The following is a 25,683-nucleotide window of genomic DNA, read 5'->3' on the forward strand; positions in this document are numbered from 1 at the left end:
TGCTTATGGGTGAGAGTGGTGCCGGAGGGCGACGCTGTCGCGTCTTATCCGGCCTACGGTTGCGCAGGCCGGATACATAAATTAACGATACTTCTTGTGGTAAGCGTTGCGGGTGGTTTTCAGCTCTTCCGCTGCGGCTTTCGCCTCTGAGACTTTACCTTCATTCGCCAGTTTCAGCGCACCGTCGATCTGGCCGATCAGCGTGTCAAAACCGTGGCGGAAATCTTTCATCTCCGGGCTATCAGGGGATTTGCTTTCCAGCTTCGGTGGTGTTCCTTTCTGTGCATCCAGCGCAGCTGTACGCATTTTCGTTAACGCGTCTTTTAACTCGGTCGCGTTATCCGTTTTTTCAACGATCTTCAGGTTGTCGTTGAGGATCCCCATGTCGTCTTCAAGATCGGCTGCAAAGGCAGAAGAACCAAGAACCAGCGTTGAAGCCGCGACGATCGCTAACAGGTGTTTACGCATTGCTCACTTCCTTTTTATTATTAAAAAATAACGCCAGATACCCTAAATCATTCGAGCTGCAGCTTGAAGTATGACGGGTATTACTGCCCGGCGATCTTCATCTCCGGCAACAGTACCGAACCACACTGTATATTGCTGCGGGTTTCAATATCATTACCGACGGTGACGATATTTCGCCACATATCTTTTAAGTTACCGGCGATGGTAATTTCGCTCACCGGGTACTGAATTTCGCCATTTTCAACCCAGAAGCCCGCCGCGCCGCGCGAGTAATCTCCGGTAATACCGCTCACGCCCTGCCCCATCAGCTCAGTCACCACCAGGCCGGTGCCCATCTCTTTGAGCAACTGCTCGAAGCTTAGTCCCTGCCCCGGAATTCGCCAGTTGTGAATTCCGCCCGCATGGCCGGTGCTCTTCAGCCCCAGCTTACGCGCAGAGTAGTTGGTCAGCAGCCACTGGGTCAGCACGCCATCTTTAATAATGTCACGGCGTTCCGTACGCACGCCTTCGCTGTCAAATGGCGAAGAGGCCAACCCTTTCAGCAGGTGCGGATGTTCTTCAATGGTCAGCCATTCCGGCAGAATTTGTTTGCCCAGCGAATCCAGCAGGAACGTGGATTTGCGGTACACCGAGCCACCCGCAATGGCGCCAACGAGGTGTCCAAACAGCCCGGTCGCCACTTCGTTGGCAAAAATAACAGGTGCTTTCATGGTGGAGAGCTTACGCGGCGACAGGCGCGATAACGTGCGGCGAGCACAGTCGGCCCCCACCCATTCCGGCGTTTGCAGATCGCCCATCGCACGGCCAATGGTGTAGGCATAATCGCGTTCCATATCACCATTTTCTTCAGCGATCACGCAGCTGGAAAGAGAGTGACGCGTAGAGCAGTAACCCTGCAACATGCCATGGCTGTTACCAAACACTTTGATGCCATAGTGGCTGTTAAAGCTGCCGCCTTCGGTATTGGTGATGCGTTTGTCCGCCTGCAACGCTGCCTGTTCAGCGCGCGCCGCCAGTTCGATAGCTTCATCAGGCGTGACTTCCGCCGGATGGAACAGGTCTAAATCGGGTGCATCAAAGGCCAGCAGGTCTTTATCAGCCACGCCTGCACACGGATCCGGTGAAGTGTAACGGGCGATATCCAGCGCGGCCTGCACGGTGCGCGCAATCGCCTGTGGGCTTAAATCGGTGGACGATGCGCTGCCCTTACGGTTCTGGTGATAAACCGTAATCCCCAGCGCACCATCGCTATTGAATTCTACGTTCTCCACTTCACCATAACGGGTGCTGACGCTAATACCCGTGGTCTTGCTTACAGCGACTTCCGCGCCATCCGACTGACCTGACGCTAATTCCAGTGCTGTCGAGACCGCTTCTTCCAGAATCTTACGCTGCGCTTCAACTTGTGAGATTACTTTCATCGCAAATGCCATAATGTAGAGAGAGTTTCTCTGAAGTCTAACAGAGAACCGTTTTTCAGTGCGCATCTTAACTGGTAACATTAGCCTCTTTTTTTAAGGAGCCTGACATGACTAAGCAGCCCGAAGACTGGCTCGACGACGTTCCCGGTGATGACATCGAAGACGAAGACGATGAAATTATCTGGGTCAGTAAAAGTGAAATTAAACGTGACGCCGAGGAGTTAAAACGCCTGGGTGTGGAACTGGTCGAACTGGGGAAAAACGCGCTGGATAAAATCCCGCTCGATGCGGATTTACGTGCCGCCATTGAGTTGGCCCAGCGTATTAAGATGGAAGGACGCCGCCGCCAGCTGCAGCTCATTGGTAAGATGTTGCGCCAGCGCGATGTCGATCCAATCCGCCAGGCACTGGACAAGCTGAAAAACCGCCACAACCAACAGGTTGTACTGTTTCACAAGCTTGAGCAACTGCGCGATCGCCTGATCGTCGAAGGTGATGATGCCGTAGAAGAAGTGCTGAACCTGTGGCCAACCGCCGATCGCCAGCAGCTTCGCTCTCTGGTTCGTAATGCGAAGAAAGAGAAAGAAGGCAACAAGCCGCCGAAATCAGCACGTCAGATCTTCCAGTATCTGCGTGAACTGGCGGAAAACGAGGCCTAACCTCTTCGTCCGCCGAAAGTGCCGGATGGCGGTGCAAACACCTTATCCGGCCTACTATCCGTTGTAGGCCCGGTAAGCGTAGCGCCACCGGGCATTTTTTTACTCTTCTTCTGCCTGAGCTTTCTTCGCCAGACCATCCAGCAGTTTTTGATGAATACCGCCAAAACCACCGTTGCTCATTACCAGGATATGATCGCCGGGTTGTGCGGTTTTCACTACCATATCCGCCAGCGCATCCACATCACCACTCCAGTGAGCTGGCTGGACACAGGCTTCAGCGACTTCCGCTACCTGCCACGGAATATGCGGTGGTTGCAGCAGGAATACTTCGTCCGCGCGGCCTAATGATGGTGCGAGATCGTCTTTGCACAGTCCCATTTTCATGGTGTTAGAGCGAGGTTCCAGCACCGCAATAATGCGTGCCGTGCCGCCCACTTTCCCGCGCAGCGCCGCAAGCGTTGCCAGAATTGCGGTTGGGTGGTGGGCAAAATCGTCATATACCGTCACGCCGTGCGCTTCACCACGCAGTTCAAGTCGACGACGAGCGTTAATGAACGAGCCTAGCGCATTCGCCGCATCGGCTGGCAGCACCCCCACGTGACGGGCTGCCGCAATCGCCATCAGGCCATTGTGCATGTTGTGTTCGCCTACCAGGCCCCACTTAACTTCACCCACTTTTTCACCGTCCAGCCACACTTCCCACTCGGAAGCATCGGTGGTCAGTTTTTTCGCCTGCCAGTGACCCTGCTCGCCCACCAGCTCCTGTTCGCTCCAGCATCCCATCGCCATCGTCTGTTTCAGATTGATGTCGTTTTCCGGGTAGATGATGCGTCCCTGACCCGGCACGATGCGCACCAGGTGATGGAACTGTTTCTGAATCGCTTTCAGATCGTCAAAGATGTCCGCGTGATCGAACTCAAGGTTGTTGAGGATCAGGGTTCGCGGGCAGTAATGCACAAATTTGGAACGCTTATCAAAGAAGGCGCAGTCGTACTCGTCCGCTTCAATCACGAAAAAGTTGCTTTCACCCAGACGCGCGGAAACTTCAAAGTTACCCGGCACGCCGCCGATCACGAATCCCGGTTTATAACCACAGGCCTCGAGGATCCAGGTTGCCATTCCCGCCGTAGTCGTTTTACCGTGCGTCCCCGCTACCGCCAGTACCCAGCGATCGCGCAACACAAAGTCATGCAGCCATTGCGGACCAGACATGTATGGAATGTTCTTCTCCAGCACCGCTTCCACGCAGGGATTACCACGGGTCATCGCATTACCGATGATCACCAGGTCCGGTTGTGGGTCGAGCTGGCTGGCATCATAACCCTGAATCAGATCAATACCTTGTTTCTCAAGTAAGGTGCTCATCGGCGGATACACATTGGCGTCCGAACCCGTTACTTCATGACCGAGCGAGCGTGCCAGCATCGCCAGACCGCCCATGAAAGTGCCACAAATTCCCAAAATATGAATGCGCATACGTCACTATCCTTTTTTAATCTGGGGGCCATTTTACGCACATGTCTGGCAACTGAGAAACGCATTTCAGGATATTCCGTAGTTTGCTGGCGCGATTCACCTGAGCGCGATAGCTGAAATATTTGTTAATATTGTTGCGGTCGCTTTACTCCACATAAATTGCAGGGAAAGTGTTATGAAAACGTTAGGTGAATTTATTGTCGAAAAGCAGCACGAGTTTTCTCATGCTACCGGTGAACTCACTGCTTTGTTGTCGGCAATAAAGCTGGGCGCCAAGATCATCCACCGCGATATCAATAAGGCCGGTCTGGTCGATATCCTGGGTGCCAGCGGTGCAGAGAACGTGCAGGGAGAGGTGCAACAAAAACTCGATCTGTTCGCAAACGAAAAACTGAAAGCTGCACTGAAGGCGCGCGACATCGTGGCGGGTATTGCCTCAGAAGAAGAAGATGAAATCGTCGTCTTTGAAGGCTGTGAACACGCAAAATACGTTGTGCTAATGGATCCACTGGATGGCTCATCCAACATCGATGTAAACGTCTCTGTCGGTACGATTTTCTCTATTTACCGCCGCGTAACCCCTGTCGGCACACCGGTCACGGAAGAGGATTTCCTGCAGCCGGGCAACAAACAGGTTGCTGCAGGTTACGTTGTTTATGGTTCATCCACCATGCTGGTGTACACCACCGGTTGTGGCGTACACGCCTTCACCTACGATCCTTCTCTGGGCGTATTTTGCCTCAGCCAGGAACGTATGCGCTTCCCGGCCAAGGGGAGCACTTACTCCATTAACGAAGGCAACTACATCAAATTCCCGAACGGCGTGAAGAAATACATTAAATTCTGCCAGGAAGAAGATAAGGCCACTCAGCGCCCGTATACCTCGCGCTACATTGGCTCTCTGGTTGCCGATTTCCATCGCAACCTGCTGAAAGGTGGGATCTATCTGTACCCAAGCACCGCCAGCCACCCGCAAGGGAAACTGCGTCTACTGTACGAATGCAACCCGATGGCCTTCCTGGCCGAGCAAGCGGGCGGCAAGGCAAGCGATGGTAAAGACCGTATTCTGGATATCACCCCAGAAAGCCTACACCAGCGTCGCTCCTTCTTCGTCGGTAATGACCATATGGTCGACGATGTAGAGCGCTTTATCCGCGAGTTCCCGGACGCGTAAGCGCAACATCCCGGCCTATAACGCGTTGTAGGCCGGATAAGCGAAGCGTCATCCGGCACGATGCGGTGATATTGCCGGATGGCGGCGTAAACGCCTTTATCCGGCCTACAAAATCCTACGTTCGGTTAGGCTGTCTGTAGCTTAAATACGGCCATGGCTTCGATTAGCGCTGAAGACTGCTCTTCCAACGAGCGGGTAGCCGCTGAAGACTGCTGTACCAACGCCGCGTTCTGCTGCGCCGTTTCATCCATCTGACTCACCGCAATATTCACCTGCTCAATCCCACGGCTCTGCTCCTGAGACGCGCTGGCAATTTCACGCATCAGCTTGGTCATACGCATAACCTCGGTCGCGATTTCATCCATGGTCTCCCCCGCCTGTTGCGCCAATTCACTTCCCTCACCCACATGCGTATGGGAATCGCTGATCAATGTACGGATCTCTTTTGCCGCCTCGGCGCTACGGCTGGCAAGATTGCGTACTTCCCCTGCTACCACCGCAAAACCACGGCCTTGCTCACCCGCGCGCGCCGCTTCAACGGAGGCATTGAGTGCCAGGATATTGGTCTGGAAAGCAATACCGTCAATCACACTGAGAATATCGGCAATTCGGCTGGAGCTGCCGGAAATATCGCGCATTTTTTCAATTACATAGCACACCATCTCACTGCCCCGATCGGCGGTATCCGATACCGATTTTGCCAGCTGATGCGCCTGCTCTGCGTTTTCCGCGTTCTGTTTCACGGTCGCGGTGAGTTCTTCCATACTGGCAGCGGTCTGTTCCAGCGACGTGGCGGTGGATTCTGTACGTTGCGCCAAATGCTGGTTGCCTGCGCTCAATTCACGACTGCCAACATCAATTTGCGAGCTGGCTTCACGCACACGCTGCACAGAATCACCCAACGCATGGCGCATTTCATCCATCGCAGCGTTAAGGCGGTTGAATTCAGCGCTGGCCGATAACGTGCTAACAGGCGACAAATCGCCTGTCGCCAGACGTTCCAGCTGTTCAATAATGTTATCCAGGGGTTTAAGAAACTTATTTCGCAGCATAAACCAAATGACCGCCAGCAACGCAATGGCAGCCAACATGGCAGCACTCATAATACCGTGATAAACCAAAGAGTTAATAACGCGGGTGGCGGCATAAAGCCCCATACTGCCGGTCAGCAACAGAAGAAACGTCAGCAGAGACAATAACACCAACAAACTTGATCGAATTGAAAGGGATTTTGGCATCGTTATATTTCCGGTTGTAGGGATAAAACAGACCTGTACAGAACCTATCGACTACAACCGGAAAAAGTTTAGGTATTTAAATGTTTTCTGGAAAATCATGATGTTACTTTGGTACTTCAGCCGTACTCACGCGAGTGACCGGCGAGCTCTGACGATTTTCCCAAAGCACCGTGAGACCACGTTGTAAGGCAATAAAAATAAACAATAAAATGCCAATCGCGATTTTTGTCCACCAGGAACTTAATGTGCCATCAAAATTAATATAGGTCTGAATCAGCCCCTGAATGGCAACGCCAAATAAGGTACCTAAAACCGTACCAACCCCACCGCTGAGCAACGTACCGCCAATCACTACCGAGGCGATAGCATCCAGTTCAACTCCGACACCTGCCAGCGCATAACCGGCCTGGGTGTAAATGGAAAAGACAATGCCGGCAAGCGTCGCAAGCCCGGTGGACAGCATATAGATACGGATGGTGGTGCTGCGGGTTGAGATGCCCATCAGGTTGGCCGAAGTGGCGCTGCCACCAATGGCGTAAACCTGATTACCAAAGCGCGTACGGTGCGCCAGGAATATACCGATGACGACGACCCCTAGCATCAGTAATCCCATCGCACTCAGGCGACCGCCGCCGGGGATCTTCCATGCCAGACTGGAGAGGGCGTCATAAACAGGATGGTTGATCGGAATCGACTCTTCGGAAACCAGATAGCTAACGCCGCGCAGGAAGAACATTCCCGCCAGGGTAATGATAAATGCAGGGATCTTCAGGGCATCAATCAGCAATCCCATAAACGCACCAAACGCACAGCCCATTGCCAGAATCAAAGGAAACGCCAGCAGTGGCGAAATCCCCCAGTAACCAATCGCTTTTGCTAAAAATACCCCCGTAAAGGCAATCACCGACCCGACGGAAAGATCGATCCCCCCGGAGAGAATGACGAAAGTCATACCCACGGCGATAATCCCTAAAAAGGCGTTATCAGTCAGAATATTGCAGATCACCCGGGTGGAGGCAAAAGCCGGAAATTGCGTCAGGCAATAGAGGTAGCCCAAAATAAAGACCCCGAGGGTGATCATCAGCGGTAAATTACGTTTTATCACGACCGCGCACTCCTTTTATCAGGCTGATAAAGCGTTGTGACTGCACGACCAGCACGCACAACACCACGATGGCTTTGACCACCTGATTCAGTTCCGGCTGGAAGCCCGACAGTAAAATCCCGGTGTTCATCCCCTGAATGATCAACGCGCCAATTACCGATAGCAGCAGGTTAAAACGTCCGCCCATCAGCGAGCCACCGCCAATAACTACCGCGAGGATGGCATCCAGCTCCAGCCATAACCCGGCGTTATTGGCATCGGCCCCGCGAATATCCGCGGTGACAATAATGCCCGCAATCGCTGCGCACAGGCCGCTCAGTACATAGGTGAGCATCACAATGATGCGGGTGTTGACCCCGGCGTTTTTTGCCGCACGAATGTTGATGCCTACCGCTTCAATAAACATGCCCAGCGCCGTTTTTCGGGTCAGCAACCAGAACACCACCAGCGTTAGCAGTGCAATAATTACCGGCGTGGGGAAAAGCAACAGCGAGCCGCTGCCAAACCACGACAGATCAGGTGAGTTGAAGGTGACGATCTGCCCGGAGGTGATCAACTGCGCCACCCCACGCCCGGCCACCATCAGGATCAGCGTCGCGACAAACGGTTGGATCTTGAGGATCGCCACCAGAATCCCGTTCCACAATCCCGCCAGAAGGCCGGAGCCTAAGGCAGCAAGCAGCACTACCGGCAGACTGTGCCCGGCCACCGTCATCGCCGCAGTAGTAGCGCCAGCAATAGCCATGACTGCCCCCACGGAAAGGTCGATGCCGCCGGTAGCAATCACCAGCGTCATACCAATCGCCAACAGCGCCACGGGCGCGGCACGGTTGAGAATATCAATCGGGCTACCGAACAGCCGACCATCCTGCAAAATCACCTGGTAGAAATGCGGAGCGACCAGGCTATCCACCAGCAACACCAACAGCAGCGCCACCAGTTGCGGCATTCCCTTTGGCCAGCGAAACCGCCGCTCAGGCGGATTGGATTGAGGGAGAGATTGAGGCATCACCATAGTCTCCTTAGGCCGCAATAGCGTTCATGATCGCCGGTACGGACAATTCAGCCAGCGGGATCTCGGCCACCTGTTTGCGATCGCGCATAATAATGACCCGATCGGCATAGCCCACTAACTCTTCCAGTTCGGATGAAATCACCAGCAGTGCCAGACCATCCGCGCACAGCGTTTCGATCAGGCGGATAATCTCAGCATGCGCGCCGACGTCGATTCCCCGCGTGGGTTCATCAAGGATCAAGAACTGCGGTTTGGTCAGCAGCCAGCGCGAGAGCAAGACTTTTTGCTGATTGCCGCCGGAGAGAAACTCAATCGGCTGTTCAGCGTTGGGGGTGCGGATACCGAGCTGACGAATAAAGCGCTCGGCGATCTCGTTTTGTTCTTTCCGCGGGATGGGCCGCAGCCAGCCTCTCTGCGCCTGCAGGGCCAGAATGATATTTTCCCGTACCGAAGCCGCGGCGATGATGCCATCCGTTTTGCGATCCTCCGGGCAGAAGCCGATCCCCAGACACGAAGCCTGATGCGGCGATCGCAGCACCTGCGGTTTACCTTTGATCAGCGCACTGCCGCTGTCTGCGGGTTTAATACCAAAGATCACTTCCGCCGTTTCTGTTCGTCCCGATCCCAGCAGCCCCGCCAGCCCAACGATCTCGCCGGGGCGTACCTGCAGATCGAACGGTGCAATCGTACCTTTCTTACCAAAATCACTGAATGCCGCCACTGGCTTATCGCTCAGCAATGTGCGGCCCGCACGCTGTAGTGCATGGGTATCCAGTTCACGACCCAGCATCATTTTCACCAGTTCGATTTGCGGTAATTCCCGGGTTTCACGGCAACCCACAAACCCGCCGTTACGCAGGACGGTGATACGATCGCTGACCTGATAAACCTGATCGAGGAAATGGGTGACGAAGATCAGGCTGACGCCGCGATCGCGAAGATGGCGCATCAGGCCGAACAGCATTTCAACTTCCTGGGTGTCGAGGCTGGCGGTGGGTTCATCGAGAATTAACACTTTCGCGGAGAGATCGATCGCCCGACAGATGGCAACTATCTGCTGCATCGCCACCGAAAAGCGGTTCAGCGGCTCGCGCACGTCGAGCGAAAAACCGTAAGACGCCATCAGCTCCGTGGCACGTTTTTCCATTTGCTTGCGTTGCAACAAACCGAAGCGCCGCGGCTCACGACCAATAAAAAGATTATCTGCCACCGACATATTGGGCAGCAGGTTTACTTCCTGATATACGGTGCCAATCCCCAATTGCTGGGCATGAGCAGTATTCTTAGGGGAGATAGTCTGGCCTTCGAGCCAGATCGTGCCGCGATCGGCATGATAAACGCCGGTCAGCGCTTTGATCAGCGTCGATTTTCCGGCCCCGTTTTCTCCCAGCAGCGCCATAATCTCGCCACGACGCAAACTGAAATCCACATTATCCAGCGCCTTAACGCCGGGAAAGAATTTGCTTAATCCTTCGGTGCGGAGGATTTCCTGATGTTGGTCGGTGGTCATGGTTCCCCCTGCATCACGCCGGATAGCGCTGCGCTTATCCGGCCTACAAAAGAGCGTAATGTAGGCCGGGCAAGCGCAGCGCCCCCGGCATTTTCATGAAGGCCTAGTAGCCCATGTTTTTCTTCTTCTCTAACTCTTCTTTTGCCGTATCCGGCAGATAGAGGATGGATTTGGTAATGGTCAGCTTCTCAGGCATAGTGCCGTCTTTCTTGAATTTCTCCAGCGCATCGAATGCCGGCCCTGCCATATTTGGCGTCAGCTCGACGCTGGCGTTGGCTTCGCCATCAATCATCGCTTTATAGATATCCGGTACGCCGTCGATTGAACCGGTCAGAATATCTTTGCCCGGCTTCAGACCCGCTTCTTTAATCGCCTGGATAGCCCCGATCACCATGTCATCGTTGTGAGCGTAAACCATGCAGATGTTCTTGCCGTTATTTTCAGCTTTGATAAAGCTCTCCATGACTTCTTTGCCTTTGCTGCGGGTGAAGTCCCCGGACTGAGAGCGAATAATTTTGATGTTTGGCGCGCTGGCGATGGCTTCGGCAAAACCTTTTTTACGGTCAATCGCCACGCTGGCCCCGACGGTCCCTTGCAGCTCAACCACGTTACACGGTTTGCCGTTCACCTCTTTAATCAGCCAGTCGCCGATTAATTTACCTTCCAGCACGTTATTGGCAGTAACGGTGGTCATATAGAGAGATTTGTCTTTTACATCGATGGAACGATCGAGCAAAAAGACCGGAATGTTGGCATCTTTCGCTTCTTTTAACACCGGCTCCCAACCCGTTGCCACGACCGGCGCAATAAAGATGGCATCCACGCCCTGCGCGACAAATGAGCGTACGGCTTTGATCTGGTTTTCCTGTTTTTGCTGGCCGTCAGCGATTTTCAGCGTAATACCACGCTTTTCGGCCTCGCTTTTCGCCACATTGGTTTCCGCCGCGCGCCAGCCGGATTCAGAGCCAACCTGCGAAAATCCTACGGTTAAAGGGGCTGCCAATGCCATAGACGACATGGCTGTCGAAACTGCTGTGACTAAAAGTAAGCGCTTCCACATAAGTGCGTCCTCGTAGGGGGAATATTGTTGGTTAATAAACAGTCGCGAAAAAACTATAGACAATTGAGCATGTAACGAATTGCGTTACATCACACTTCAAAAAAGTAAATAAAACGTTAATCACAACTTTGTAATCGCTTTCATATCACTATGAAAAATGCGGCTGAAGATATGGATTTTTCTGTCACGAAAGAGAAGAAAAAAGAAGAAAATGTGCACCGCGAAATCGAAAACAAGCGGAGACATTCGGCGCGAGTTGGCTATAATACCCGCCACTTGTTTGCCATAGCTTATTTAAAGGAAACAGACATGAGCTTACTCAACGTCCCTGCCGGTAAAGATCTGCCGGAAGATATCTACGTTGTTATCGAGATCCCTGCAAACGCAGATCCGATCAAATACGAAGTTGACAAAGAGAGCGGCGCCCTGTTCGTTGACCGCTTCATGTCCACCGCGATGTTCTATCCGTGCAACTACGGTTACATCAACCACACCCTGTCTCTGGATGGTGACCCGGTAGACGTTCTGGTCCCGACTCCGTACCCGCTGGAGCCAGGTTCAGTTATCCGCTGCCGTCCGGTTGGCGTACTGAAAATGACCGACGAATCCGGTGAAGATGCGAAACTGGTTGCCGTACCGCACACCAAACTGAGCAAAGAATACGATCACATCAAAGATGTTAACGACCTGCCGGACCTGCTGAAAGCGCAGATCACTCACTTCTTCGAGCACTATAAAGACCTCGAAGCGGGCAAATGGGTGAAAGTTGACGGTTGGGACAACGCTGAAGCGGCTAAAGCTGAAATCGTTGCTTCCTTCGAGCGCGCGAAGAAGTAATTTCGCCTGCGCTGAAAACCCTGAACACCAACCTCTGGTTAGTAAGGGTTTTTTTATGTCTGTACTTTCCCTCCCTTCATTTACCCGGTAGCCCACTGGTTTCTTTTTGACCTACCAGATTGGGTAGTCACATTTCATTTATCTTATTTGCGAATGAGATTAGATCTCATTATCATTCGCAACACGTAAATAAATGTGAATAAAAGTCAATGAACCTCCACACTGTGAAGTCCCTGAAACACTATTCCGGCGTAGCACTCGTCACGGCGCTGTTATTTACCAGCCTGCCCAGCACGGCAGAGACGCTGCCTGAAAACGATTTTCTGACCCGCGATGTCGGTAACGGCGTGTATGAACTGGCGGTTGATAGTCAGCAGAACACGCTTTTTGCCGCCTCGTCTCCGTCATTTGATAAAGACAAAACCAGCGGGCTTATCTACAAACTCGATCTGGAAAAACTCACAACCACCGAAGTCATCAAGACCAGCCGCCGTGCCTTCGCCACCGCGCTGGATGAAGAGAACCAGGTACTGTATGTCGGCAACACGCTGGAAGGTTCAGTCACCTTAATCGATACCCGCAGCGGTAAAGAGCTGGCGATACTGCAACTGAGCGAAGCCAGCAACCCGAAAGATATTGTCCATACCCGTGAAATGGTGCTCGATAAACAGCATCACCGCCTGTATGTCTCCGGCGTGGCTGAAAAAGGCATTGTCTGGGTCGTGGATACGCAAAAACGTGAAAAAATTGCCACTCTTGAAAACATGGGTCAGTACCCGACCGGTATGGCCGTTGATGCTGATAAAGATCGCTTGTATGTCGTGAATGGCCGAAATGAACTGATTACGCTGGATACCACCAGCCAAAAAATTATTAACCGTTTTACCATTGAATCTAACAAAAAACATTTCTTCCTGAATATTGCGCTTGATGCAAAAAATAATCGTGCGTTTCTGACCGATCCTGATCTGGCTGATGTTCTGGTTGTCGACATTAATAATGGAAAAGTTATTGCACCAGTTAAGGTCATTAATTCTTTAGCTGTGCTATATAACGAAAAACGCCAGGAAGTTTATATCACCCACCGTAATGCAAAACGCATCAGCATTGTGGATAGCAAGACTTATCAGGTAAAACAAAGCATTGAAACCCAGGCCTTACCTAACAGCCTGGCGCTTTCGGCAGATGCTAACACCTTGTATGTCAGTGTAAAGCAGTCGGAAAAGATGATTGGCATAAAACCCGACTACGTGCTGAAAGTCGATCTGTCTAAATATTAATAATTAAAAACGCTTCTTACACCTTGCAGCTTTTCCGGGTTGCAAGGTGATGCTTTTATTTTTTTACTTTTCAGGTGTCTTATATTATGAAAACGCGTCAACTTATTACGCTGACAGGGATCGTTGCATTCTCAGGCGGTGCTATTTTTCCCGCGCAGGCCGAAGAATTAACGGAAACCTCACGCAATAGCGAAGATGAAATGGTGATCACCGCATCCGGGTTCTCGCAGCAAAAGCGCGAAGCGCCAGCCACCATTTCGGTTATCGATCGTAAAACGCTGGATATTCAGCCGGACCGTAGCATTGGTGAAGCGATTAAAAACCTTCCCGGTGTCTCGGTCACCAACAGCAGCGGCATGAACGCGGGCAGCATTATGATCCGCGGTATGGACCCGTCCTATACCGCTTTTATGGTTAACAGCGTCAAACAGAATACCGGTGAGTCGCGCCCCTACGGCCATGATATTGGTACCGAAGCCAACTTCTTACCGCCTATGGAGGCCATTGAGCGTATTGAGGTTATTCGCGGGCCGATGTCATCGCTGTACGGTTCAGACGCTATCGGCGGTGTGGTCAACGTCATCACCAAAAAACCGTACGGCGCGAAAGACTGGACGACGGCAATTGCGGCGAATACCTGGCTTCAGGAACACCAGTATCTTGGCAATACCAGTCAGATGAACCTGTTTACCATGGGGCCGATTGTGCCCGATGTGCTGGGCCTTAGCGTGGCGGCCGACTGGCTCGATCGCCGCGATGACGATCGAAATAACTATTTCGGCAAACACAACCGTAAATCCGTTGATATGACGCTGGGTCTTGCCGCCAGCGAAAACAACCTGTTCGACCTCAACGTGGTCACCGGCGAGCAGGAGAAAAATCGCACTCAGAAACGCGGTGCGCCGTGGTCATGGCTGTTCGATCGTAATGCCGCCACCCTGACGCATACCGGCTGGTACGCAGACGATACCATCGCGACAACCAACTACATTAACTACGAGAAAGGCCGTTCGAAGTACGTCTATAACGGGCAGGCTCCACAGTATGTGCAGATGGAAAACTATGTCGCTAATTCGCAAACCACGTTTACACTCGACAACCATAAACTGACCATCGGGGCGAATTTTACCCGCGAAGAGTTAAATGACCGCTTTGATGTGGCTAACAAAACGCTGCCCGGCTCAGAGCCGGTAACTAAAATCAGCCGCAACGGCTGGGCGCTGTTTGCTGAAGATGGTTGGAGTATCGACGATTTCATCCTGACCACCTCGGCACGTATGGATCAGGACGATAACTTTGGCACGCATATTACGCCAAAAATGTACGGTAACTGGGCCTTCAGCGATGCCTGGGCGCTAAAGGGCGGTATTTCGGCAGGATATAAAAAGCCGGAGCTACGCGCGACCTCCAGCAACTTCGTCACCCCTTACGGCTCAACCGTGCCTTATCCATTCCTGACGGTAGGTAATGACGACCTGAAACCAGAGAAAAGCGTTAACTCTGAGCTGGGTCTCTACTGGACGGGCGATGCGCTGGCGCTGGATAGCACCGTCTTCTATACCCAGTTCAAAGACAAAATCGCTGAACAAACCATTTGTGAAACCACGGCGACAAACCAGTGCTCGGTGAATGGCTACAAAGCAGATTCCGTCAGTAAATACTTTAACGTCAGTGAGGCAGACGTATACGGCATTGAGCTGAATGCCGACTGGCAAATTAGCGCCGACCTCAAAGCCAACGCTAACTACACCTGGAACCACAGCGAGCAGAAAAGTGGCGTCAACAAAGGCTACGCGCTGAACGACTACCCGCGTCATATGGCGAATCTGTCGCTGACCTGGGCGGCGACACAGAGTCTCGACGTGTGGAGTACAGTGAACTATCGCAGCAGTAACCGCAACAGCGGCAATAATTACAAATACGATGACTACACAATGGTTGATGTGGGCGTACGTTATCAGCTCAATAAGCACACGCAGTTGATGGCTGGCGTCTACAACGTGTTGGATGAAGATCCGAAGCTGACTACCGCGTGGAATGAATCCGCTCAGGTGGAAGGCCGTCGCTATAATCTCGGCGCGCGCGTAGAGTTTTAAGCCTTAAATAAACAACGCCGCCCGAAGGCGGCGTTGTTTATTCTCGTAGGCGATATATCAGTACTGGTCTCGGTCTAACCAGTTACCGCTTTCAATCAGCGTTAATCCCTCGACTGAACGTTGGTACACGTACATCCATGCACTTCCGTACGGCGTCTGAATTAACTGGCGTGCATATTCACCACCTCGCGTACGCAGAGCGTCAAGCTCTGCCAGCGTGGCGTTGTCAATACGATAAACTTCCCCGTGTACTGTTCCATTTCCCGGAACGGCGCCTGGATAGTGGCCCAGGCTGTACAACTGGTAGTTGTCGATACTGAAATTTCCCAGCAACAGGGCATTGGTCATCCAGTGGCTGTTGCCTTGTTTGGTTCGTAAACTGCCGTAGACAAATATTCGCATTGCTAAAACTCGAACTGATAGAGCAAATCAAGTGCCTGATCTACGCCAGACACTGCTTCCAGATATAGCTTAGGCATCAGACGATAACGTAGCGTGAGTGTCGCTAAAGAGTCAAATATACCCACACCATATTTCACCTGCAGACCTGGCAGTACGTATCCGCTGACAACCACCTGAGAGGAGTCACCCACCCCTTGCGTGTCCAGTGCCAGATTGCTTACGCCAAACGTCTCCCCGATTTTACCCACAACCTGACCACTTTGTGCAACCCCCAGGCCAATAAGCATTGATGTCATCGCCGCACTATCGCTCTGTTCGCTATCGAGTCCTTGTCCGCGTAGCAGATAGGAAAGTGCCATTTGCTGCGACATCGCCGGGTCGGAGAAGATCTCCGCCTTCGGTTCATCGGCAGTACCAGTGACGCGAACACCGGCGATCACGTCGTCTTCGGTGGCATCTGGGTTACGAATTGCTTCTATGTTGAGTAACGGCTGATCCGGCGGACCGGAGAATAACAGCTCACCCTTACGCACAATCAAATCCTGACCATAGGCATGGAAACGCCCGCTCGGGATATTGATCTGCCCGTTCAACCCCAGCCCCTGCTTATCCTGTGCAACTTTCAGATCGCCCGTCAGACGCGCTTTCAGACCAAAGGCATCGATACGTACGTTGTTGCCTACATGAATGTTCAGGTTACTGTTGATCGGAATACCCGCGCTTTGCGGCTTCTCTGGCTGCAGATTGTCGTTGAGCATCACCATGTCGCTGGACACCCCCACCGCACTTTCCGGCAGGTCATGCACCACGATACGCGCCCACGGCACATCCACGTTGCCATCAAGGGTAAACAGGCTCGGCGTGGCTTCGAAGACCACATCCGGCGAGACATCCAGACGCACCATCGGCGGCACGGTGATACGCACGCGACTGCCTTTGGCTGCAACACGCGCCCGCCAGTTATCTATCTGGCTCCAGTCGGCATCACCGCTGAGGTTAATCTGCCCCTGCTGCGTACGCACCTCGCCCGCCAACGTCGAACGCGTTCCGTTGAAGTTCACAGCCAGCTGGCTTGGCTGCATGTCAAACGGCATAAAGTTACCGTCGATATCCAGACCGCTAAGCTGCAGTTGTCCAAGCAACTGCGGACTTTGCACATCGCCGCCCAGACGCAGGTTGGCGTTGATCATTCCCGCAGCTTTTTCGCCTCTGGAGAAGATGGGATTCACCATCGCCAGATTGAAGTTGCGGATATTCACATTACCGCCAAGATTACGTCGTCCCTGCGGATCGGTTACCTGCACCTGTCCGTCGAACTGCCCGTTATTGGTCAGGCGAATCAGCCATCCCAGCTCAGCACGGTTGTTGTGCAGGTCAGCGGTCAGGTTCAGCGTCTCAAACGCGACCGGTAACGCAGCATCGTTTACGCTCTGGGTGACCTTCACGTTACGCCCACTTAGCGTGACCTGTCCCTGCGGCAGCCCCTCTTTGGTCGTGTCCCAGCTCACATCGGCTTTGCCACTGAAGACGCCGCTGGCCTGGGTTGTATCCGGCATAAACGGTTTCAGCATCGCCAGATCGAAACGGTTCAGATTCACCACCGCGCGACCTTCCGCGCCCGCATCAATCGTTTGTGGCACGCACAGTTCCGCATTCGGGTTATTCCAGCAGTGTGGCCCAATGCTGATTTTCTGCTCCTGGTTACGGTAATCCAGCGCAATCGCACGGTTAAGCGACCACGGACCGACCGGCGTCTGGAAGCGGGTATTGCTCAACGCCCCTTTCCAACGCTGTTCTTTGCGATCGAAGCTGCCGGCCAGATCCAGTTGCCCGGAAACCGGCTCCCCCTGAATGCGTAGCTGTAATTCATGCTGCTTTTCACTGCCTTTGGCGTTCAGAGTGACCAGCCCGATATTGACGTCAGGTTGCACAATCCGCTCTACGCGCACGTTGAGGCTACCGGCGATTTGCTCAGCTGATTTCACATCGCCCTCGACGCGCACCTGAGCCACGGAAAGTTCCTGCCAGCGCAGACCACGGGCGGTGATATCCGCCAGCAGTTGCGGTGCCTCGACCGTACCGCGAACTTTAATCAGTCCTTTTGCCGTACCACCTAACCCCGGCAGTGCGTTATCCAGACTCGGGGCATCAATCGTCGCATCCAGATTGAGATCTTTAACTCCCAGTTCCCCTTTTACCTCAGCGCTGTTGCGCCCCAGTTCCAGGTGTAGGCCTGGAATGGTCCACTGCAGGTAGCTATTCCCCTTCAGTGAGCCGTTCACATTGACCTTATTCTGTTTCACATTCCCGGTCAGCTTCAGTTCCGGAACCTCCATCTGCCAGCTTCCGCCATACAGACTGCCGCGGGTTTTCACCAGACCATTCAGTTTTGACGGCCAATCAGGGATCTCTTTTGCCGTATTGATGCCATCCAGCGTTAACTCTCCGCGCCAGCTAATGGCCTGCTGCCAGTCCACCAGCGCCTTCAGCTCGGTTTTTCCTTCCAGCGCCGCAATGCTGAGTTTGTCGAGATTGATCTGTTGTTCGTTACCTTTGGCATCCAGCGTAATGGTGGCCGGAGGGATATCCTGCCCTTTCACCGCGGTGCGCATCGATAACGTGTAGTCGGTCATTTTGCCGGTCAGCTTGAGCTTGATATCATCAGCCTGGAACTGCTTGTCGCCGGTGAACGGCCAGTAAACCTGTTTACTGTTCACCTCCAGATTGAGCGGTAACCCCGCTTCCGCCAGGCGCGTCTGCGCACGCAGATCCAGATCAACCGGACCGGAAAGATTGACGCCGACCTCCAGCTGTTCACGCAGCGCGCCGCCGACCTTCAGCTTCACCTTTTCGCCTTTTAACGGGTCGATATTGAGTGTGCTGTTTAATGTAATATCAACCGGCCATGTGTCGGTGAGTTGCGCCGTGCCGCTGGCCTTTACTGTTCCCTGATTCGAGTCGATATCCAGCACATCAAGCTTCATGTTGCCGTCAATGCTGCTTACTTTCAGCAGCATGTTATGTACCGTTAAATCTGTATCCCCGGTCACACGCAGCTGCTCGCCACGAAACTCTTCAATATTAAGATTCAGCGGCAGATGGACATCGGTCATTTCCGGCAGCACCGGCTTTGAGAACAGATCTTTTAGCGTTTCACCCAGCGGTTTTTCGTCCGGCTGCGGATGTTGAATCTTCGGTTCGACAACCTCTTCCTGCGCCACATCTGCCACTTTAGGCAGCGCGATCAGCAGCCCCTGTAATGACGTTGGCTTCAGGGTCAACGTTTTTTCCTGCCAGTTGAGGCCGGAAGTGAAATCCAGGACGGAAACCGTGGTGTCATCAATTTTGATATTGATGTTGTTAAGCGCCACGTGTGAAAGCGTGATGGGATAAGGCGTGGAAAGGTTGAGCGGCCCGCTCTCTTCTTCTGCAACCGGCGCGGAAGGCGGCATCTTTTTACTGTCGATCGCCACGTTGATATCTTTCAGCGACAGATCGTTGACGCACAGGCTGCTGTTCCACAGGCAGTTGAGTCCCACCGCCAGATGTACTTCACCGGCATTTACCGCCACACCGGGCTGGTCGTAGCGGATATTTTTCAGCGACAGATCCCGCCAGCCGCCGGTAACCTGGCCAATCTCCAGCCCAGGCACCCAGCGATTAGCTGCCTTGAAGACCAGATGCAGACCGGAGGTTGTCCCCACCAGGAACGCGACGGTACCTAACAACAGCAGGATAAAAACCAGCACCCCGAGGCTTATCTTCTTCCATAAACTCATAATTCAGGCCCCAGACCGATGTAAAACTGTAAACCATGTTCATCTTTGTCGCCTACAGGGACGGCAAAGTCGAGCTTGATAGGCCCCACCGGCGACTGCCAGCGTACACCGACCCCGGCACCGGTTTTGAAATCGCTTCTGCGGATATCGCTGACCGCTTCACCGCTATCGACAAACATCGCGCCCCACCATTTCCCGGTCACGTTGTATTGATATTCCAGCGAACCGGTCGCCAGCTTCGAGGCCCCTTTCAGCTTGCCGTCGCTGCCTTCCGGCGAAATAGATTTGTATTTATAGCCACGAATACTGCGGTCGCCCCCGGCGAAGAAACGCAGATCCGGCGGGACTTTGTCGAAGTCACCGGTTTCAATCCAGCCGAGGTTACCGCGCATCACAAAACGGTGCTTGTCGTACAGTGTACGGATCCAGACGTTCTGCGCCTGGAAGACGGAGAAATCAACGTCTGAACCCCAGGCCGTATTGGAATAGTCAATGGAATAGCGCTGGGAATCACCCCAGACAGGCATCAGGCCGCCGCGCGAGCGCGTCCGGCTAATCATCACGCCCGGATAGAGCAGCATCGTCGTGTTGGTGACGTCACCCTGGGTAAAGTGGTCGAGGCTCCAGCGCAGGTTGATTGCACGCTGCCAGCCACTCGACAGATCCCAGTAGCGGGAGACCGCGAGCGTGGTAGAGTCCTGTTCGGTGTCGTTTAAATCGGTACGCTTAAAACCCCCCTGCACCAGGTAATACTGCTCCAGCGGGTTCTTTAGCAACGGCATTTTATAGCTGAAATCAAGGACCTGCTCTGGCGCAGAAATACTGGCACTGGTGGTCAGGCTATGGCCGTAGGAGTTCATCCACGGCTTTTTCCACGAGGTTTTCAACCGCGGCCCAACGTCAGTCGAGTAGCCGGCCCCGGTTTCGATGGTATTTTCGGTTCGCGGCGAGACCACGCCTTTTAGCGGCAGTACTTTAGTTTCACGGGCTTTATCAAATTCAGGCGCCACCACCACGGAATTAAACCATCCGGTTGCCGAAAGGCGACGGTTTAGCTCAGCCAGATCTTTCGACTCGTACTCTTTACCCTCTTTGAACGGCACCAGGTTTTGCAGGTACTCATCGCGAATTTGCGAACCTTCAAAAGTGACATGGCCAAAGCGGTAGCGCTCTCCGCTATTGTAATCAATATCCCAGAATGCCTGGCGGCGATCGAGTGCAATTCCGAGCTGACTTTTATTAAATTCGCTGTCGAAATAACCTTTACGCAACGCCACACTGGTGAGCGACTTTTTGAAGCTGTCATAATCGCCTTGATTCAGCACGGTGCCAATGGCCGGACGCGTCTTCAGCAGGTCCAGGTAATCTTTGTCCGTACGTGCGCCACCGCGTAAAACCACCTCTGTCCCGCCGATCAGTACCGGTTCGCCAGGCGTCACTTTAGCAATCAGCACCTGACGTCCTTTCGCCGGTGGTGGACGTAACTCAAAATCAATGGTCGGCTCAAAGTAGCCCAGCGCTTTTAGCCCTTCGCGGATAGCATCATCAACGCGCGCACGAAAACGCCGGTCTGGTGTGACTTCGTCACTCTGAATCGTGGACAGCTGCGCACGGACGTTTTTCTCCAGCGGTCCTGATAATCCTTCGACCTGTAAGCGAACATTCGCAGCGGTGGCGGAGCCACTTAAGCACAGTAATCCCACCCAACATAACTGACGGATATGTGGCACATTTTCTCCTGAATATCCTTTTTTCCCACCCCTGGAAAAAAATACTATGCCGTTCCTCGGCTTAACAAAAAATCAACAATAAGAGTTGAAAAACAGACGACAACCCAAATATTTCTTATGTTTAACTCTAGACGCATTCACACTATTTATTGTGGGCAAAGACGCGTCTCGTTACAACCTTAACCCAAATGACTGATTTCGGGAGAACGGCCATGAGTTTATTTGATAGAAAGCATCTTGTTACTCAAGCAGATGCGCTACCTGGACGCAATACCCCGATGCCGGTAGCAACGTTGCATGCGGTTAATCAGCATTCGATGACCAACGTGCCCGACGGCATGGAGATAGCCCTCTTCGCCATGGGATGTTTCTGGGGCGTGGAGCGCTTATTCTGGTCACTACCAGGGGTATACAGCACAGCAGCCGGATACACCGGTGGCTATACCCCAAACCCAACCTATCGGGAAGTGTGTTCTGGTGATACGGGCCATGCCGAAGCGGTACGCATCGTCTATGACCCGCATGTTATCAGCTACGAACAACTGCTGCAGGTGTTCTGGGAAAATCATGACCCGGCGCAGGGTATGCGTCAGGGGAACGACCAGGGTACGCAGTACCGTTCCGCGATTTATCCATTAACCCCGGAGCAAAGCGCAGCCGCGCAGGCCAGCCTTGAACGCTTTCAGGCGGCAATGACCGCCGCGGGCGACGAACGCAAGATTACGACGGAAATCAGCACGGCGACCCCGTTCTACTACGCCGAGGACGATCATCAGCAGTATCTGCATAAAAACCCTTATGGATACTGTGGCATTGGCGGCATAGGCGTTTGCCTGCCACCGCAGAATTAACCCGCAACGGCCCGATAGCACAGCGCTTATCGGGCATTTCCACGCCCTTAACGTGACCTCTGGCGGCTTTACAGTACCTTACGCTATACTAGCGTCTGAATTTACCGGCTCAACTCCACGAGCAGGTTTTCAATGAATTTTCCATTGGATTTATACTTTATGGATTTCGGGTTGCAGGACAAAACGCCATAGGTGTTTTGAACAGCGCTAGCGCTGGCCCCAACGCCCCTGCAACTTGAAAGACGACGAGTACCAACTTCTCCCTTCCGAGGATCTGGCGTAACGCTGGATAAGATATGTTAAACAGTATTTTAGTCATTCTCTGCCTGATCGCCGTGAGTGCGTTTTTCTCGATATCCGAGATCTCGCTCGCCGCATCACGCAAAATAAAACTTAAGTTGCTTGCCGATGAAGGCAACGTAAATGCACAGCGTGTTTTGAAGATGCAGGAAAACCCCGGCATGTTCTTTACCGTCGTGCAAATTGGTCTTAATGCGGTTGCTATTCTTGGCGGTATCGTCGGTGATGCAGCGTTTTCACCGGCATTTAACGGTCTGTTCTCGAAATACTTTGCCCCAGAGCTGTCCGAACAATTGAGCTTTATTCTGTCGTTCTCCCTGGTGACTGGCCTGTTCATCCTGTTCGCGGATTTAACCCCGAAACGCATCGGTATGATTGCGCCAGAAGCTGTGGCTTTGCGTATCATCAACCCGATGCGCTTCTGTCTGCTCGTGTTCCGCCCGCTGGTATGGTTCTTTAATGGTCTGGCAAATAACATTTTCCGTCTGTTTAAGATCCCGATGGTGCGTAAAGATGACATCACTTCGGACGATATCTACGCCGTAGTGGAAGCCGGCGCATTGGCAGGGGTTCTGCGCAAGCAGGAACATGAGCTGATCGAAAACGTATTTGAACTGGAATCCCGTACCGTGCCGTCTTCAATGACCTCGCGCGAAAACGTTATCTGGTTTGATCTGCACGAAGACGAACAGAGCCTGAAGAACAAGGTGGCGGAACATCCGCATTCCAAGTTTCTGGTCTGTAATGAAGATATCGACCACATCATTGGCTATGTGGATTCCAAAGACTTGCTTAATCGCGTACTGGCAAACCAAAGCATGGCGCTGAATAGCGGTGTGCAGATCCGCAACACGCTGATTGTGCCGGATACGCTGACGCTCTCAGAAGCGCTGGAAAGCTTCAAAACCGCAGGCGAAGACTTTGCCGTCATCATGAACGAGTATGCACTGGTAGTGGGGATTATTACGCTTAATGACGTAATGACGACGCTGATGGGTGACTTAGTCGGCCAGGGTCTGGAAGAACAGATCGTCGCGCGTGATGAGAATTCATGGCTGATTGACGGCGGTACGCCGATTGATGACGTGATGCGTGTGCTGGATATCGACGAGTTCCCGCAGTCCGGTAACTATGAAACCATCGGCGGTTTCATGATGTTCATGCTGCGTAAAATCCCGAAACGCACCGATTCAGTGAAGTTCTCAGGCTACAAATTTGAAGTGGTGGATATCGATAACTACAAGATCGATCAGCTGCTGGTAACACGTCTGGACAGTAAACCGAGCGTCCTGGTACCGAAACTGCCGGATGCAAAAGAAGAGACCAGGGCGTAATCCCGCCAGAAACATCAACGGCTCCCATCAGGAGCCGTTTTTTTAACTACTGCATAGCACTTTGGTTAAGCCATCTCTGTCTGCAGACGCAAAACCTGACGGTTAACTTCGGACATAACAGAAAAATGCAGTTTGTCCTTCACTTTTGGGATAAGAATCTTACCCTTATCAAACTCAAAAGCGCCTACATCCTTGATATATAACCGTCCACGAAACAGGATCTTCACGTACTTCGCCACCTGCAGCGGGTTGTATCGTTGGAAAATTTTCATTGTATCTCCTGCTGAGCGTTACGCCTTTGCGGTACCACAATCGGTCCGACAATCCTCAGGCGCAAATTTTAATGCCTTATGACTATAGACTATCTGAACCATGTTTCCAGCGTGTATAAGTTTATTTACCTTCAGGTTACAATTATTCAGAATTATCTTTTCAACGCTTCGCTGTCTTCAGTATAAGCCTTCATTTTTCGCAGGATTTGTGCGCCCGTCCGCAAACTGGCATCGCGCTTGCGGGAAAAAGCATCATTCGCACATATGATTAAATTCCAGGCCCAAGTGGTCGGATCACCTGCAAAATAAAGAAAGAAGGAAAACCCATGACCTTACAAAAACTGCTGGCCCTGTCGTGCCTGCTGCTGCCGATGATTGCCTCCGCGCATAAGTTTGAAACCAACCAACGTGTACCGCCGGTGGGCATTGCCGATCGCGGCGAACTGATTCTCGATAATGATAAGTTTAGCTACAAAAACTGGAATAGCGCGCAACTGCCAGGGAAAGTCCGCATTGTGCAACACATCGCCGGACGTACCTCCGCCAAAGAGAAAAATGCGACACTGATTGAAGCCATCAAAGCGGCAAATCTGCCGCATGATAAATACCAGACCACCACCATCGTCAACACGGATGATGCCATTCCTGGTTCGGGCATATTCGTGCGCAGCAGCCTGGAGAGTAATAAGAAGCTCTACCCGTGGTCACAATTTATTGTCGACAGCGAGGGTATTGCGCGTAAAGCCTGGCAACTGGATGAAGAGAGCTCCGCTATTGTCGTTCTCGACAAGGACGGACGCGTACAGTGGGCAAAAGATGGTGCGCTAACGCAGGATGAGGTGCAGCAGGTTATCGCCCTGCTGCACAAATTGCTCAGTAAATAGAGACGCGGAAGCCGGGGTTAAGGAACGATTCACGCGGTGTGTAATCCAGGGGTTTTCCCTGCCAGTCGTGAACGTGAGCCCCGGCAGCGGCTGCAACCGCGTGGCCTGCTGCGGTGTCCCACACGTTTGTGGGTCCAAAACGCGGATACAGTTGCGCCTGCCCTTCGGCAACCAGACAGAACTTCAGCGACGAGCCAATCGACGTGGTCTGATGTTCGCCTAACTGTTGCAGATACTCTTTTAGCTCATTGTCCGCGTGCGAACGGCTAATCACCACCAGCGGTGGACGAGCATCACGAACCTGAATTTGTTTGCGTACACCACACTCTTCTTTCCACGCTTTGCCATGTTCCGCGCTGTACATCACTTTCATCACAGGGGCATACACCACGCCCAGCACCGGCTTTCCCTTCTCGATAAGCGCAATGTTAACGGTAAATTCACCGTTACGCTTAATGAACTCTTTGGTTCCATCCAGCGGATCGACCAACCAGTAGCGCTGCCAGTGTTGACGAACATCCCAGCCAGGGGGTGCCTCTTCAGACAGAACCGGAATATCCGGCGTTAGTGCCAGTAATCCTTCGAGGATCACCGTGTGCGCGGCAATATCCGCCGCCGTGACCGGAGAATCATCCTGCTTGCTGGTAATCTCCATCGGTTTGCGTCCATCGTAGACCTGCATAATGGCATCGCCCGCGTTCCGTGCAAGCTGGCATACATGTTCTAGCATTCTCCACCTCGTTTCTGTCAGTGGTGTTAACTCGTTGTTTTACTTATACCCGATCGTCAAGG

At 52.7% G+C, this 25,683-nt stretch carries 21 protein-coding genes; 8 read left to right on the top strand and 13 right to left on the bottom strand.

Annotated elements, in window-relative coordinates; genetic code table 11:
* Positions 1-81: 81 nt before the first annotated feature.
* Together cybC and pmbA are read right to left on the bottom strand one after the other, a co-directional pair.
* Positions 82-468 carry a cytochrome b562 gene (gene cybC / locus NNO02_RS01015; protein ID WP_005134218.1) on the bottom strand — a complete coding sequence of 129 codons (387 nt, stop codon included), beginning with the start codon at positions 466-468 and terminating at the stop codon, positions 82-84.
* An 80-nt stretch (positions 469-548) separates the two neighbouring features.
* Entirely contained in the window at positions 549-1,901 is a 1,353-nt protein-coding gene (pmbA, locus tag NNO02_RS01020) for a metalloprotease PmbA (protein ID WP_271440312.1), read from the bottom strand.
* A gap of 95 nt (positions 1,902-1,996) precedes the next feature.
* Here pmbA and yjgA point away from each other — a divergent pair, with 95 nt between their 5' ends.
* Positions 1,997-2,548 (top strand): ribosome biogenesis factor YjgA, encoded by a 552-nt coding sequence (gene yjgA, locus NNO02_RS01025; RefSeq protein ID WP_137378430.1) that lies wholly within the window; start codon positions 1,997-1,999, stop codon positions 2,546-2,548.
* A gap of 99 nt (positions 2,549-2,647) precedes the next feature.
* Here yjgA and mpl read toward each other — a convergent pair whose 3' ends face one another.
* Positions 2,648-4,024, bottom strand: coding sequence for a UDP-N-acetylmuramate:L-alanyl-gamma-D-glutamyl-meso-diaminopimelate ligase (gene mpl, locus NNO02_RS01030; RefSeq protein ID WP_271449173.1), 1,377 nt, complete (start codon positions 4,022-4,024; stop codon positions 2,648-2,650).
* Between the two features lie 175 nt (positions 4,025-4,199).
* Between mpl and fbp the strand changes: the two genes are divergently transcribed.
* The gene (gene fbp, locus NNO02_RS01035) at positions 4,200-5,198 is read left to right on the top strand and encodes a class 1 fructose-bisphosphatase (RefSeq protein WP_271440309.1); all 999 of its coding nucleotides are present in this window, start codon (positions 4,200-4,202) and stop codon (positions 5,196-5,198) included.
* Between the two features lie 125 nt (positions 5,199-5,323).
* Here fbp and NNO02_RS01040 read toward each other — a convergent pair whose 3' ends face one another.
* From NNO02_RS01040 to ytfQ, 5 genes are all read right to left on the bottom strand, one after another.
* Complete coding sequence (locus tag NNO02_RS01040; RefSeq protein ID WP_271454057.1) at positions 5,324-6,436, bottom strand: methyl-accepting chemotaxis protein; 1,113 nt, start codon at positions 6,434-6,436, stop codon at positions 5,324-5,326.
* A 103-nt stretch (positions 6,437-6,539) separates the two neighbouring features.
* Positions 6,540-7,541, bottom strand: coding sequence for a galactofuranose ABC transporter, permease protein YjfF (gene yjfF / locus NNO02_RS01045; RefSeq protein ID WP_271449172.1), 1,002 nt, complete (start codon positions 7,539-7,541; stop codon positions 6,540-6,542).
* A complete protein-coding gene (gene ytfT / locus NNO02_RS01050; protein WP_271440306.1) occupies positions 7,528-8,550 on the bottom strand; it encodes a galactofuranose ABC transporter, ATP-binding protein YtfT in 1,023 nt (340 codons plus the stop codon). Before ytfT ends, yjfF begins: the two co-directional genes overlap by 14 nt.
* A gap of 13 nt (positions 8,551-8,563) precedes the next feature.
* The gene (gene ytfR / locus NNO02_RS01055; RefSeq protein WP_271440305.1) at positions 8,564-10,066 is read right to left on the bottom strand and encodes a galactofuranose ABC transporter, ATP-binding protein YtfR; all 1,503 of its coding nucleotides are present in this window, start codon (positions 10,064-10,066) and stop codon (positions 8,564-8,566) included.
* Between the two features lie 103 nt (positions 10,067-10,169).
* Positions 10,170-11,126, bottom strand: a complete 957-nt coding sequence (gene ytfQ / locus NNO02_RS01060; RefSeq protein WP_048212856.1) for a galactofuranose ABC transporter substrate-binding protein YtfQ — start codon at positions 11,124-11,126, stop codon at positions 10,170-10,172.
* Positions 11,127-11,435: 309 nt separating this feature from the next.
* Between ytfQ and ppa the strand changes: the two genes are divergently transcribed.
* From ppa to NNO02_RS01075, 3 genes are all read left to right on the top strand, one after another.
* The gene (gene ppa / locus NNO02_RS01065; protein WP_005134479.1) at positions 11,436-11,963 is read left to right on the top strand and encodes an inorganic diphosphatase; all 528 of its coding nucleotides are present in this window, start codon (positions 11,436-11,438) and stop codon (positions 11,961-11,963) included.
* Between the two features lie 209 nt (positions 11,964-12,172).
* Entirely contained in the window at positions 12,173-13,243 is a 1,071-nt protein-coding gene (yncE, locus tag NNO02_RS01070; RefSeq protein ID WP_271454058.1) for a 7-bladed beta-propeller protein YncE, read from the top strand.
* Between the two features lie 86 nt (positions 13,244-13,329).
* Positions 13,330-15,339 (top strand): TonB-dependent receptor domain-containing protein, encoded by a 2,010-nt coding sequence (locus NNO02_RS01075; RefSeq protein ID WP_271454059.1) that lies wholly within the window; start codon positions 13,330-13,332, stop codon positions 15,337-15,339.
* Positions 15,340-15,396: 57 nt separating this feature from the next.
* On the opposite strand, the gene NNO02_RS01080 is transcribed toward NNO02_RS01075, so the two are convergent.
* The 3 genes from NNO02_RS01080 to tamA are packed head-to-tail and all read right to left on the bottom strand — an operon-like array spanning position 15,397 to position 21,250.
* On the bottom strand, positions 15,397-15,741 hold the full coding sequence (locus NNO02_RS01080; protein WP_048212859.1) for a gamma-glutamylcyclotransferase family protein: 345 nt from the start codon (positions 15,739-15,741) through the stop codon (positions 15,397-15,399).
* A gap of 2 nt (positions 15,742-15,743) precedes the next feature.
* The gene (gene tamB, locus NNO02_RS01085) at positions 15,744-19,520 is read right to left on the bottom strand and encodes an autotransporter assembly complex protein TamB (protein WP_271454060.1); all 3,777 of its coding nucleotides are present in this window, start codon (positions 19,518-19,520) and stop codon (positions 15,744-15,746) included.
* Complete coding sequence (tamA, locus tag NNO02_RS01090; protein ID WP_271454061.1) at positions 19,517-21,250, bottom strand: autotransporter assembly complex protein TamA; 1,734 nt, start codon at positions 21,248-21,250, stop codon at positions 19,517-19,519. Before tamA ends, tamB begins: the two co-directional genes overlap by 4 nt.
* 212 nt (positions 21,251-21,462) lie before the next feature.
* Between tamA and msrA the strand changes: the two genes are divergently transcribed.
* Both msrA and NNO02_RS01100 read left to right on the top strand, forming a co-directional pair.
* Positions 21,463-22,101, top strand: a complete 639-nt coding sequence (gene msrA, locus NNO02_RS01095; RefSeq protein ID WP_271449167.1) for a peptide-methionine (S)-S-oxide reductase MsrA — start codon at positions 21,463-21,465, stop codon at positions 22,099-22,101.
* A 296-nt stretch (positions 22,102-22,397) separates the two neighbouring features.
* Positions 22,398-23,735, top strand: coding sequence for a hemolysin family protein (locus NNO02_RS01100; protein WP_271440298.1), 1,338 nt, complete (start codon positions 22,398-22,400; stop codon positions 23,733-23,735).
* A gap of 65 nt (positions 23,736-23,800) precedes the next feature.
* Here the strand turns inward: NNO02_RS01100 and NNO02_RS01105 are convergent, their stop codons facing one another.
* A complete protein-coding gene (locus NNO02_RS01105; RefSeq protein ID WP_003025710.1) occupies positions 23,801-24,007 on the bottom strand; it encodes a DUF1107 domain-containing protein in 207 nt (68 codons plus the stop codon).
* Positions 24,008-24,333: 326 nt separating this feature from the next.
* Between NNO02_RS01105 and NNO02_RS01110 the strand changes: the two genes are divergently transcribed.
* Positions 24,334-24,891, top strand: a complete 558-nt coding sequence (locus NNO02_RS01110; protein WP_271454062.1) for a YtfJ family protein — start codon at positions 24,334-24,336, stop codon at positions 24,889-24,891.
* On the opposite strand, the gene cysQ is transcribed toward NNO02_RS01110, so the two are convergent.
* Positions 24,881-25,621 (bottom strand): 3'(2'),5'-bisphosphate nucleotidase CysQ, encoded by a 741-nt coding sequence (gene cysQ, locus NNO02_RS01115; protein WP_271454063.1) that lies wholly within the window; start codon positions 25,619-25,621, stop codon positions 24,881-24,883. The two genes, NNO02_RS01110 and cysQ, sit on opposite strands and share 11 nt — an antisense overlap.
* Positions 25,622-25,683 lie beyond the last annotated feature (62 nt).

This window comes from Citrobacter sp. Awk 2, from assembly GCF_028069815.1.
Classification (GTDB): Bacteria; Pseudomonadota; Gammaproteobacteria; order Enterobacterales; family Enterobacteriaceae; genus Citrobacter.